The following is a 12,817-nucleotide window of genomic DNA, read 5'->3' as shown; positions in this document are numbered from 1 at the left end:
CTGTTAGAACACGACAACTGTCAGATGCAAAATTCATTTCGAGTACAGTGAAGGCTGCGGTCGATGGATTTAGGGAAGCACTTATTTGAGGGAGGAGACCAATGATCACACGACTTGGAAAAGCATTTGCAGTCTTACTGTTGCTGATTCCTTTATTTGCTGGTATCCGGATTGTTTATGGAGAAACCGATGTGGGCGCCAAGCTGATCACAAATGTGTCGATCGTCAATAGCCACAATGAGGTCATTACAAGTATCGAAAAAGATGACTCGTTTAAAATAGATATGACGTGGAGTTTAGAAAATCTGGGTGACTTAAAAGCCGGTGACAAAGCAACAGTCACCTTGCCAGTTGAGATTGAAGGCGTCAATAATACGTATGCTTTATACGATGAAAATAACAACTTAGTGGTCAATGTTACCCAAGTTGGCAATCAGCTGACCTTTGTTTTCACGGAATTTGTCGAACAAAATACCAATGTACACGGGGACTTTTATTTTTGGACAAAGTTCAGCGATGAAGTGACAGAGAACCAAATCAACAACATCAACTTCGAAACAGTAAATGGAACGCAATCGGTGCCTATTTTTATTCAAGCAGTGGATGATACAGGGGAGGGAGCCTTACTCACCAAACAAGGACTGTATTTAGGTACGCAAGAACCCAAACGGATTATTGATTGGCGTGTGTATATCAACTCGTTTGATACAAATCAAGTGACGATCAAAGATGGAACGTTTATTGATATTTTAGGTCCCCATCAGACACTCATCAGTACGACTGCCCGAGTGGTTTACGGCCCCAGCGTTTCCAACCCAACGTATGTTGAGCAAGTACCGATCGTTTTAAATAGTGATGGCTCCTTTGAAATTCCTTTGCGGGATACGGAGGAACGGATCTACATTACCTATAAAACAGAAACTGATGGATCATTGGAACAATATACCAATCGGGGCATCCTTGATGCCGTGGTCAATGATGTGCCAAGAACAAGCAGTATTACTGGCTATACGCCACGCTATGGTGGCGGTGGTGGCGGAACCGGTGAACCAGGGGAGTCCAGCAGCACGGAACCAAGTAGTGGAAGCAGTACTAGTAGTACTACCGAACCAAGTAGTGAAAGCAGTACAAGTAGTAGCACGGAATCAAGTAGTGAAAGCAGCACCAGCAGTAGCACAGAACCAAGTAGTGGAAGCAGTACTAGTAGTACTACCGAACCAAGTAGTGAAAGCAGTACAAGTAGTAGCACGGAACCAAATAGTGAAAGCAGCACCAGCAGTAGCACAGAACCAAGTAGTGAAAGCAGCACTAGTAGTACTACCGAACCAAGTAGTGAAAGTAGTACTACTAGTAGCACAGAACCAAGTAGTGAAAGCAGTACAAGTAGTAACACGGAACCAAGTAGTGAAAGCAGCACCAGCAGTAGCACAGAACCAAGTAGTGAAAGCATCACTAGTAATAGCACGGAACCAAGTAGCGACAGTAGCACCAGTGAATCCACCGAATCAACTAACAGGAGTAGTTCTAGTAATACTGGGGCGGTGTCACCTGAAAATTCATCCTCTGGGATCAATAAGTCATCCAAAACAAATAATTTGCATAATCAATCAGAAAAACAGCACTTTCCTCAAACGAATGAAGTGTCTAATCATTTATGGATTGCAATAGGAATGGTTTTAACAGGATGCGCATTGAAGTTAGGTTGGAGTAAATTTATCAGGTAGATAGAAACTGAAATTTTGGAGGCAGTTTTATTACTTGGAAGAAAAATTAATAAAGACTTATTTAAAGGAAAGATGCCATTTTATGGCCACTTTCCTTTTTTTTTCGGCGCATGTTTTCTCTGAGATTTTATTATAATTTCTTTATCAAGTTATCTTGAAATATACATTTAGGAAGTGAGGAAATGAGAAAACTGGTTGGTGTATTAATCACAATACTGCTAATAGGGTTATTGATTCTTGTGTTTGGTTTCGATCATACTTCAGCAAAAGAACGTTCCAGAGGAAATCTGTCGTTTTCTGTACAAACGAACCGAGTGATTTATGACGAAGCCTTGAAAATGATCACGGTTCCGGTACGGCCGAACAAAACGCTGACTTCACAAAAGGTTCGTGTCCTACTAACTTATGGTTGGGATGGGAACGGTCACAGCGAAAAAGTGATCGGCGAAACAGTTTTAACGAATGTCGATTGGTTTTCAGGTATTGAAAACTACTTAAGAATTCATGCTGAGATGGTTATTGATGAGATAAAAAGTATGGATAAAGTTGATTTAGTTGTCATATATGATGGTGAAACAACGATAACTGAGAACTTGAAGCCCAGTCAATGGCAAGTAATAACGCCCCCGAGCTCTAGCGAGACCACGAACTCTGAGATAAGCGCAAGCTCTAAGGTGACTGAAGAAACGGGCTCTTCCTTTAGTAGTATCGAACCGAAATTTAGCGACTCTCAATCCACGGATCCAAGGACTTCTACTACGGAAAACACAAGTCGGGATTCTCAAAGTATAGAAAGTAGTCACAATTCAAGTGAGTCAGAAAGTTTGAACACTCAACCAGTCAGTGAGAGCGAATCAAGTCAGATAACTAGGAGTCGAGAAACCACCGCAACAACAGGAACAACGACCGTTAGTGAAGCTGCATCTGAGGAGCTTTCAGATTCAGAAACGAAACCAAACAAATTAGCGCCGAACCAAAGTCAGTCAAGCAAGCTAAGTGTTTCCTCCAATGATCCCGCAGGCAAACAACTCGCTAAAGCATCGTCTTCAGTGAAAAAGGAACAGGAACAACCTACGAAGACAAGCAGTGCTAAGGAGGTCAATGGAGCCGTACTACCGAAAACCGGCAGCAAAAATACGAGTATTCACTATATCCTCTTTGGTCTAGGCGTGGTTATCCTTGCTGTCTTCCTTTACTGGCTGAATCGAAAGTTATTTTCTGATGAGAGGCAGTAAAGAAAAAAGCCAAGGAAAATGAGAGACTTGATAACCCACGATTGGAAATTTCTTCCCCAGAATGCACAATCACGTGTTGTTTTGCCGTAATTCATAATTAGTCTGACGATCGTTTTGAGGCGTCAGACTTTTTTTATGAAAATACACAGATAACGAAAGGAAAATTTGTTAAAAGTGATTTGACAGAAAAGAGCGCACGGTGGTACGATCACCAAACATTGACAGTTTACAATTTTGTACGATGACAAATTTAAGGTAAAAACAGCGTTTGCTGATTATACAAGCGAGGGAAATTTCATGTTACAGGCACTTTTGGATACGACAGAAAAACAAATTTATGCGTTTCTAAGTTATTGTTACGAAACGAACAAGAAAGACTATACAATGAAAGAGCTCTCAAGTGTTTTCGATAGGAAAACCAACAAAATGCAGTCGATCGTTCAGCAAGTAGAGGTGTTTCGTGCACGCTATCCTCAGTTTACTTTGACCTATGATCGGCTGGAGAAAGAAGTGTCCATTGCTTTTTCTCCACGATTCCTATTGAGTCAAGCCTATAGTGTATTGTTGCGGGGAACCGTTGGATTTATCTTGCTGGATGCACTCTTTCAGGGGGACTATCATTCCCTTGAACAACTCAGTCAAAAAACCTTTAGCAGTCCCCGCACGATTCAACGAAAATTGCAGGAGTTAAATCATGTTTTGGCGAACTATCATTTGTCCTATAGTTTAAAAAAAGGTGATCCTTTAGCAGGTGCTGAATATGCGATCCGCTATTTTTATCATCTTACCTATTGGCAAATTTTTGATGAGAAGGACTCACGAGTCTTGGCATCGCTCAAGGAGAAAGAGCAGGCTGTAGCGTTGTTTGAAACCCATGCTTCTTATATGAGAAAAATCGATATCGAGAAATTTCTTCATCTATTCGCTATCTCCGTGCAAAGAATCCATCAAAAGCATCCGCTTTCGTTTTTACCAAAAGAAGTACTGACGTTTGAGCACCCATTAATTGAAAAAAATCAGTTTGATCAGGTCTTTTTGAAACCATTGTTTAACAGGAATCATCTGTCGTTTTCTGATATTTCGGAGGATGAACGCAGCTTCTTGTATTATATGTTTGGCGTAATGAACACCTATCTTGAGGAGGATCTCGATGCTGCTAACATCTCGTGGCTGACTCAGCCAACGTACCAGCAAGAAGCGCAGCTCGTTGAAAAACTAGCCGTGTATTTTCGGTTGACGTTTACAGAAGCCGAAAAAAACTATTTACTGGTTAATCTGGTAATGATCCATTCCGCCTCTGGCTGTTTTGGTACGCGACAAAAAAGCGATAGTTTTGGCAAAACAACCGACGAGCAAGACCTGCAAGGCGCTTTTCCGGTGCTCTATCCAACCATGAAACGGTTTTTTTTGGAAGCGACTGTTTCTTTACCAGCGTTGCGTAGATTACTGCAAATGAATGATCGCTTGATTTTCCAATACTGTATGTTACTGAGAGTTATTTTTATAAAATATGAACAGCCGGTCACGTTCTCGATCCATTCGAAATACGGAAAAACGCAAGAGCTTTGGATCAAGAACCGCTTAATGAATGCCACGCATCGAGCGATGGCCCATTATTCGCTGTCTCAAAAGCCAGATTTGGTGATCAGCGATTATCCGATCCATCAGGAATTTTCTGAGGAAGAACAGCCGTACCTCTTTTATTGGAATGGTCACCCAAGCGCAAAGGAGTGGAAACAGCTCAAGCAAGTGATCAAACAGATCAGAAGTGCCAAGAACAAGGCAGCGTTTGCCCAGCTGGCATTCACCCAAACGGAGTGATCCCGCTATAAGATCGATCAGATAGAACTTATAATTTTGCCAAGCTTTTGACCAGTAGCAATAGGTCAAACGTTAAAAGTAACAGTGTTAAACGAAGAGGTCAAGAAGCAAAAACAGGAACATCGTCGTTCCTTTTTCGCTTCTTGACTTTTTTTTACAGAGATGGCATGGTATACATATTATCATAACGTTTTTTATTTAAAATCGTTGCAGAAATGGTGTTAGGAAGAAGGGGTAACTTTGACAGAAGTATTAGCACTGCAAAATGTTTCCAAATTGATTGGAACCAAACGAATCATTGATGATGTTTCCTTTGTGGTGGACCAAGGACAAGTCGTTGGTTTATTAGGGCCTAATGGGGCTGGGAAGACGACGATCATTCGGATGATCGTTGGCTTGATGAAGCACAACACAGGATCGATTGCCATTATGGGAAATTTACTGGATTCTTCTTTTAAAACCGCGATTGCCTCAGTCGGAGCGATCGTTGAGAATCCTGAGTTTTATAATTATATGACCGGTTATGAGAATTTGATGCAATATCAGCGCATGGCGAAGAAAAAAAGTACGACAGCAGAATTAGAAGCACTTATTCGTCAGGTACATTTAGAAGGACATATCCATCAAAAAGTCAAAACCTATTCATTAGGGATGCGTCAGCGTTTAGGTGTTGCCCAGGCATTGGTCCATCAACCAGACTTATTAGTTTTAGATGAACCGATGAATGGCCTGGATCCTAAAGGCATGCGGGAGTTTCGAGAAATGATTCTTTCTTTGAGAGAAAAAGGAGTTTCTGTCTTAGTTTCCAGTCATCAATTAAGCGATATCGAACAAATTGCCGATCATTTGATCGTGGTGCAAAAAGGAAAAGTCACTCATCAAGTAGCAATGGCAGAGTTGAAAGCAGAGAAAAATGTACTGATTATTAAAACTGATGATAATGCGGAAACAGAAGCACTGTTAAAAGCTTCCTTTGAGGTCGAGGTCTTGCAGGTTGCAGATGAATTGCAAGTCACTCTAGCAACAGATCAGCGTTCGGCAATCGCTGCAGCGATCGTGACGGCTGGGATCGGCTTGAAAGAACTACGGACAAAGCAATCTTCTCTAGAAGATACATTCTTGGCTTGGACCGAAGAAGGAGGTTTGTAAGCATGCTGACATTGATTAAAAATGAATGGATCAAATTAACCAAAAAACGTTCTACTTGGATCATGCTGCTTTTATTGGTTCTAATGACTTTTGGGTTGACCTATGTGGTTCGCTTAGGTAGTCCCGAGATTGGTGCCAATGATTTATTCGCTTCTTTGAGCGACATGACTTCCTTTTTAAACTTATTTGTGGTGATTGTGGCAGCTTCTTCAGTGGCGGAAGAGTTCAGTCGTGGAACAATCAAGTTCTTATTGATTCGGCCTTTTTCCAGAAGCCAAATCTTAGCAGCAAAAGCCATCAACACGTTTTTATTTGCGCTTTTAGGGACTGCTGTTTTACTAATCAGTAGTTTAGCAGCCGCCAATTTATTTTTAGCAGCTGAATCACCTTTTGCTGCTACTGGCTACAACGGGCTAGCGGCGATTCTCGTTGCCTTTGTTTTTGCGGGAACCAACTTGCTATTGATTGTCTTTTATATTGCATTGACCATCTTTATCTCAGCCGTCATTCGCTCTCAAAGCCTGGCGGTTGGCTTAGGCTTGGGTATGTTGTTTGGAAGCAGCATCATCAACTCGATCATGCTTTTTGCTCAAGAAAAATACCCATGGCTGAAGTGGAACCCGTTTAATTTTATGAATATCAAAGAGCAGATACCGAGTTTATTAAATAGTCCTGACATGCAGATGACTGCCTTTGATCCGGGATTGGGCTATTGGGAAATGGCGATCGGGATCCTTGTTTATAGTGTTTTAATCTACCTTTTAACAAATTGGTTATTCAATAAAAGAGATGTCGCATTAAGTTGAGGAAACGAGTGAAAGTTTTTGGATAAATCCAACTTTCACTCTTTCTTTTTGTGTTTTTTTCTAGTAAAATGATTCATTGAGAGTACAAGAGAAAGGAGAGTTTTCAAATGGTTAGTGTAGGAATCGTAATCGTGATCGCTGTTGTTGCAGCATTACTAGGCGCTGTCGGCGGCTTCTTTTTGGCGCGTAAATATATGCAAGATTATCTAAAGAAAAATCCTCCCGTTAATGAGGATATGCTTCGCTCGATGATGATGTCAATGGGTCAAAAACCTTCTGAGAAAAAGATTCGTCAGATGATGCAGCAAATGAAAAACCAAAAGTAGGTTTTTTTCTAAGAAGCGGGCTGATTTTATCAGCTCGCTTTTTATTGCGCCAAAATGCAGAAACTAAAAGAATGTCCCCAGGCTGCTTTTTCTATTTACGTTCTGTGAATAGCGGGGTAGCAATCGAATCTGAATCTAATAAATATTCGGAAAAATCGCAAAATTTAGGCAACAGGTCACAAAGAAATGGAGAGTGTTATGTCAATATTTAGGAAGTTAGGTTGGTTTTTTAAACAAGAAAAGAAACATTATTTGTTAGGCGTAGGCTCTTTAGTCCTAGTCGCCTTGGTACAGTTGGCACCCCCAAAAGTTATTGGGATCATCATCGATGAGATTGCGGAAAAAGAGATCTCGATGCAGACGATCTTTTTTTGGGTCATGATCTTGATTGCTTCAGCTATCGCTCAATACGTGTTCCGTTTCGTCTGGCGGACGCATATCTGGGGCAGTGCTGCTCGGCTAGAAAAAACGTTACGCAGACAGCTATTTGCACATTTTACAAGGATGGATCAGTTGTTTTATCAAAAGCATCGGACAGGTGATTTGATGGCCCATGCCACCAATGACTTGAATGCCATCCAAAATGTGGCAGGGGCGGGGATCTTAACCTTTGCCGATTCCTTCATCTCGGGAGGGGCAACCATCATTGCGATGGTTCTCTTTATTGATTGGCGTTTAACGTTGATTGCTTTGTTGCCGCTACCATTCTTAGCAGTCATGGCACGAGTTCTTGGCAGCAAATTGCATGATGCGTTTCGTGACTCACAAGAAGCATTTTCTTCCATCAACGACAAAGCCCAAGAAAGTATTACTGGGATGAAAGTCATCAAAACCTTTGGACAGGAAAAAGAGGACATCGCTGATTTTCAAACCAAAATCGATCATGCCATCATCAAAAACCGCAAAGTCAATTTTCTGGATGCCTTATTTGATCCGTTTATTACGATCATCATTGGAATCTCCTATGTGATGACGATCATCTTTGGCGGCAATTATGTCATGGACGGTACTATCTCGATCGGTCAATTGGTATCTTTCATCAGTTATATCGGTATGTTAGTTTGGCCAATGTTTGCCATCGGACGCCTGTTCAATGTGCTGGAACGAGGCAATGCAAGTTATGATCGGGTTGCCGAATTATTGGCGGCAAAGACCCATATCATTGAAGCCAAAGATGCGGTCGATACCCCAGCCCAAGGAACGGTGAACGTTCAAATCAATGAGTTTCACTATCAAGGAGATGATTTTGCCCTGCAAGACATCCACTTTACTTTGCCTGCCGGGCAAACACTTGGTGTGGTCGGGAAAACTGGTGCAGGAAAAACCTCTTTGATGAAGCTCTTGTTGCGAGAGTATGATTCATTTGATGGGGCGATCACCTTCGGGGGCATCGACAGCAAGCAATACTCTTTGAATGCTCTTTTGGGTTCGATCGGTTATGTTCCGCAAGATCATTTCTTATTTTCCATGACGATTCGAGACAATATCCGCTTCGCGCAACCACGGGCTTCTCAAGCAGAAGTTGAAGCGGCTGCTAGATTAGCAGTGATCCACGAGGATATCAGTCAGTTTCCTGAAGGGTACGAAACGATGGTGGGGGAACGAGGTGTTTCTCTTTCTGGCGGACAAAAACAGCGTTTATCAATTGCCCGTGCCTTGATCACTGATCCAGAATTATTGATTTTAGATGACGCCCTTTCAGCAGTAGATGCAAAAACGGAAGAAGCTATTTTACAACAATTACGGACATTCCGTCAGAATAAAACAACGATCATTGCTGCCCACCGCCTAAGCAGTGTCAAGCACGCAGAAGAAATTCTCGTGATTGACAATGGGAAAATCAGTGAACGTGGGACCCATGAACAATTATTGGCTGCAAATGGCTGGTATAAAAAAATGTGGGACAAGCAGCAACTAGAAGCCAAAATCGAAGGGAGTGAAGCCTAATGCAAGAATCAGAATGGAGCAAATCGATTCCCTTTAAAGAGCAAAAAAACATCATCAAACGAATGTTTCTTTTTGCCAAACCATTTCGGAAAACCTTCTATGCAGCGATCTTTTTTGCTTTTGTGCTATCGATCGTCAATATCTTGTTGCCTTTGATCATTCAAACCTTTATGGATAATTATTTGACCAATCAGACGGCGACCCAGCAAGTCATTTATTTCTTTGCTGCGTTGTATTTCTTTGGGGTGTTGGTAAAAGCCGTGATTTGGTTTTTCCAATGGTTCCTTTATTCAATGGGTTCTTTAAAAACCTATCAATATATTCGAGCAAAATTATTTGAAAAATTGCATAGTCTTGGGATGCGCTATTTCGATCAGACGCCAGCGGGTTCGATCGTTTCACGGGTCAGCAACGACACAGAAACATTGTATGAATTTTGGTATGTCTTCTTGATGGTATTGACAGGAATTTTTGCGGTGGTTTCTTCTTTTGCCGCCATGTTCCGCATCAACGTCAAAATTGCCTTACTAAACTTGATTTTTCTGCCAATCCTAATGGTAGTCATCTGGTATTATCAAAAATTCAGCTCTCGTATCTATCGTCAAATGCGGGAAAAACTGAGTCAGCTGAATACGAAATTGAATGAATCGATTTCTGGTATGCAGATCATTCAGCAATTCCGTCAAGAGGCGCGGCTGAATGAAGAATTCGAAGCGACCAACGATGATTATTTGAAAACCAGATACGCTATGATCCGCACGAATGCGCTGCTACTATCACCAATCATTAGTTTGTTGTATGCCTTAGCGATCGCCTTGTCATTGACGCTCTTTGGGTTTGATGCTTTAGAATCGCCGATTGAAGTTGGGTTAATTTTCGCCTTTACGACCTATATTCAAGGATTCTTTAATCCAATGACACAGATGATGGATTTTCTCAGCGTCTTTACTGATGGGATGGTAGCCGGCAGCCGGATTTTGAAGATTATGGATAACGAAGAATATACGCCGCAGCAAAATTCCGATGCCAGTCAAACCATCACCAAAGGAAAAATTGAATTTCGCGATGTCAGTTTTTCCTATGATGGAAAAAACAACGTATTGAATCATATTTCTTTCATCGCCTATCCAGGTGAGACCGTGGCTCTAGTCGGTCACACAGGAAGTGGCAAGAGCTCGATCATCAATGTGTTGATGCGTTTTTACGAATTTGGGGAAGGGCAAATTTTGATCGATGATCAAGATATCCGCGACTTCACGATGGAAGAGCTTCGGAAAAAAGTTGGACTCGTATTGCAAGATGCTTTCATGTTTTATGGGGACATCGCTGACAATATCCGCTTATTGAATCAGGACATTCGTGAAGAACAGATCGAAGCAGCAGCAAAATTTGTTCAAGCAGATGCCTTTATTCAAAAACTACCTGGTAAATACCACGCCAAAGTGATTGAACGGGGTGCCAGTTATTCAAGCGGGCAACGGCAATTGATTTCCTTTGCCCGAACGATGGTGACCGATCCGAAAGTGCTGGTCTTGGATGAGGCGACTGCCAATATCGATACTGAAACAGAAGGACTGATCCAAGAAGGCTTGGCAAATATGCGTCAAGGGCGAACCACGATCGCGATCGCCCATCGATTGTCTACCATTCGCGATGCTGAGTTGATTTTGGTGCTTGATAAAGGCTCGATCGTCGAACGAGGCACCCATGATGAACTTTTGGCTCAAAAAGGGTTGTATGCCGATATGTACCGTTTGCAGGCAAGTGAAGTTTAAACGGCCAATAGACCTTAAAATACCACGTAGGTATTTTAAGGTCTATTTTGTATAAATTGAACAAATGAAGCAAAAATTTCTATTTGTGATTGACAGCGTTTTCACCCTTTGCTATCATGTAGACATTAAAACAACTAGCACCTAGTCAAACAAATGATTAATCGGTTAGGATCCTTTTCGGTTTAGACTAGTAATTACGCTCGGTCAGGCGAGCGTCAGAGGAGCCTTATGTGAAATGTTGTGCAAACAAGAGGATCGAATCATAGAGGAGAAACAGGAGGGAAGCGGCTCTAAGCAAAAGGCAAGCATCCTGAGCCTATCTTTTACGAAGAGCCCAACCGACGAGAGTGGAATATGGAGGTTGATTTGAATAGTGGCAGCTCCCCATCGAGAAGGGATCGAAGGAGAATCGAGTGGAAGCTTAAAGATAGTGGATAAACACGAGATATTATTCGTTGTTTTATTTTTTTAAAATTTTTGTTAACCGGTTAACTAAAACGGTTAACAAAAAAGAGGAGGGAAGCAAACGTGGGAAATGGTCACAAGTCTAGCCGATTATTTCATGATAAAGGTCGCATTCAGCGAGAATAGGCAACACGATGTATGAACAAAAAAAGTTCAAATGGAAAGATGAGGGAAAATTTATGGTAGAAATTATAATTGGTATTTTAATGATCGTTTCTTTCTTAGGAATGGTTTGGTACTGCGTCAAAGGGTTCAACCTGATGGTGGGTTTCTTCGTTATGGCAACACTTTGGACCGTTTTAGCTTTTATTGGCAATGCGTTGAGTCCGGATTTAACAGCTTTGAATTTTGTCGATACGATCACAAATATTTATCAAACAGGACCCGCCGGTTTTGCTAGTTCGATTCTGGTCAATATTTTCTTCGGTTCCTTCTTTGGTCGGATTTTGATGGATACAGGGATCGCAGCAACGCTGATTCGCAAGGTTGTTGAGCTTGGTGGGGATAAACCACGGATCACCATGACCCTTTTATGTACTGTTACTGCTTTATGTTTCACATCCATGACGGGCATTGGTCCTGTAATCTCTATCGCAGTGATCGTTATGCCAATTTTGCAAGCGTTGGGTATTCCAACAGCGATCGCTTTATTCGCTTTTATGGGTTCCATCATGGCGGGAATTTTTGCCAATGTAACAAATTTTGTGCAATACCAAGGTATTTTAGCGGCATTACAACCTGACGGAAGTCAATCCATGATGGAATATGGGTTTTCCGATTATTTCACATTCGGCATGATTGCACTAGTCGTTTCCTTACTTGTGACATTGGTTTTTGCCAATATTGCTTTAAGTCGTGCGAAATCATCAAAAGTCAAAGCGTGGGCTTCCACACCTGGCGCAACTTCAGGCGATGCTCCTTGGTATTCTTGGGTAGCTGTGATCGCACCAGTCTTACTCGTTGTGTTTGCTGAATTTCCTATTATTCCAGCATTTATTCTCGCAGCTTTGTACGCCTTACTGACTTGCGGAAAATTAAAAGGTGGTTTCGTGAATATTTGCCGCATGTTAGCTAAACAATTTGCAGATGGTGCTGTCGATGTTGCGCCCCTGGTAGGTTTCTTATTAGTACTGGCTATGTTTAATTCAGCTGCAAGTCTAGCGGTTCCTTTCTTTGAACCAATCGTTGGCGGTCTAGTTCCTCATAGTACCGTGGCTCTTGCGATCTTATTTGCCATCTTAGCGCCCCTTGGTTTCTTCCGCGGTCCTTTGAACTTAGTCGGATCAGGAGGCGCAGTAGCGGCAGTGATCTTAGCTGCCACAAATTGGGATCTGGCATTCATTTTTCCACTTTTCGCTGTGGTCACGATCGCTCCTCAGCATTTGGATATTACTCAGTCATGGGTAGCATGGGGGCTAGGACATCATAAAGTTGGTTCTAAAGATTTCATGAAGTTTTCGATACCAGCTGGGTGGCTTTCTAGTGCGATCCTGTGTATCATTGCGCTCATTTTGTTCGGTTTGAATAACTAGTCGATGAAAGAACGTAGCTAATCAATAAATCATGCAA

Annotated in this window: 9 protein-coding genes; all 9 read left to right on the top strand. The window is 41.8% G+C overall.

Features of this window, described 5'->3' with window-relative positions; all coding sequences use genetic code 11:
• Window positions 1–101: 101 nt before the first annotated feature.
• The gene (locus IGI86_RS09750) at window positions 102–1,724 is read left to right on the top strand and encodes an Ig-like domain-containing protein (protein WP_008378448.1); all 1,623 of its coding nucleotides are present in this window, start codon (window positions 102–104) and stop codon (window positions 1,722–1,724) included.
• 182 nt (window positions 1,725–1,906) lie between these two features.
• On the top strand, window positions 1,907–2,959 hold the full coding sequence (locus tag IGI86_RS09745; protein WP_430617235.1) for an LPXTG cell wall anchor domain-containing protein: 1,053 nt from the start codon (window positions 1,907–1,909) through the stop codon (window positions 2,957–2,959).
• Between the two features lie 297 nt (window positions 2,960–3,256).
• Complete coding sequence (locus tag IGI86_RS09740; RefSeq protein WP_144330585.1) at window positions 3,257–4,780, top strand: helix-turn-helix domain-containing protein; 1,524 nt, start codon at window positions 3,257–3,259, stop codon at window positions 4,778–4,780.
• A 240-nt stretch (window positions 4,781–5,020) separates the two neighbouring features.
• Window positions 5,021–5,929 carry an ABC transporter ATP-binding protein gene (locus IGI86_RS09735; RefSeq protein WP_144330586.1) on the top strand — a complete coding sequence of 303 codons (909 nt, stop codon included), beginning with the start codon at window positions 5,021–5,023 and terminating at the stop codon, window positions 5,927–5,929.
• Window positions 5,930–5,931: 2 nt separating this feature from the next.
• Window positions 5,932–6,735 carry an ABC transporter permease gene (locus IGI86_RS09730; RefSeq protein WP_008378441.1) on the top strand — a complete coding sequence of 268 codons (804 nt, stop codon included), beginning with the start codon at window positions 5,932–5,934 and terminating at the stop codon, window positions 6,733–6,735.
• Between the two features lie 107 nt (window positions 6,736–6,842).
• Complete coding sequence (locus IGI86_RS09725) at window positions 6,843–7,061, top strand: YneF family protein (protein WP_005235432.1); 219 nt, start codon at window positions 6,843–6,845, stop codon at window positions 7,059–7,061.
• Window positions 7,062–7,259: 198 nt separating this feature from the next.
• Window positions 7,260–9,008, top strand: a complete 1,749-nt coding sequence (locus IGI86_RS09720; RefSeq protein ID WP_430617234.1) for an ABC transporter ATP-binding protein — start codon at window positions 7,260–7,262, stop codon at window positions 9,006–9,008.
• Complete coding sequence (locus tag IGI86_RS09715) at window positions 9,008–10,783, top strand: ABC transporter ATP-binding protein (RefSeq protein ID WP_008378435.1); 1,776 nt, start codon at window positions 9,008–9,010, stop codon at window positions 10,781–10,783. Before IGI86_RS09720 ends, IGI86_RS09715 begins: the two co-directional genes overlap by 1 nt.
• Window positions 10,784–11,427: 644 nt before the next feature.
• Complete coding sequence (locus IGI86_RS09710; RefSeq protein ID WP_008378434.1) at window positions 11,428–12,780, top strand: SLC13 family permease; 1,353 nt, start codon at window positions 11,428–11,430, stop codon at window positions 12,778–12,780.
• Window positions 12,781–12,817 lie beyond the last annotated feature (37 nt).

It is taken from the genome of Enterococcus sp. AZ188 (assembly GCF_050544075.1).
Taxonomy (GTDB): Bacteria; Bacillota; Bacilli; order Lactobacillales; family Enterococcaceae; genus Enterococcus_D; species Enterococcus_D entomosocium.
Note: the sequence above shows the minus strand (reverse complement) of the source record. Positions and strands in the feature narration are given on the sequence as shown.

Excerpts from the sequence above, each read along its gene's own strand:
- IGI86_RS09720 (WP_430617234.1), top strand. The coding sequence starts at position 7,260 with ATGTCAATATTTAGGAAGTTAGGTTGGTTTTTTAAACAAGAAAAGAAA.
- IGI86_RS09745 (WP_430617235.1), top strand. The coding sequence starts at position 1,907 with ATGAGAAAACTGGTTGGTGTATTAATCACAATACTGCTAATAGGGTTA.
- IGI86_RS09740 (WP_144330585.1), top strand. The coding sequence starts at position 3,257 with ATGTTACAGGCACTTTTGGATACGACAGAAAAACAAATTTATGCGTTT.
- IGI86_RS09715 (WP_008378435.1), top strand. The coding sequence starts at position 9,008 with ATGCAAGAATCAGAATGGAGCAAATCGATTCCCTTTAAAGAGCAAAAA.
- IGI86_RS09725 (WP_005235432.1), top strand. The coding sequence starts at position 6,843 with ATGGTTAGTGTAGGAATCGTAATCGTGATCGCTGTTGTTGCAGCATTA.
- IGI86_RS09750 (WP_008378448.1), top strand. The coding sequence starts at position 102 with ATGATCACACGACTTGGAAAAGCATTTGCAGTCTTACTGTTGCTGATT.
- IGI86_RS09710 (WP_008378434.1), top strand. The coding sequence starts at position 11,428 with ATGGTAGAAATTATAATTGGTATTTTAATGATCGTTTCTTTCTTAGGA.
- IGI86_RS09730 (WP_008378441.1), top strand. The coding sequence starts at position 5,932 with ATGCTGACATTGATTAAAAATGAATGGATCAAATTAACCAAAAAACGT.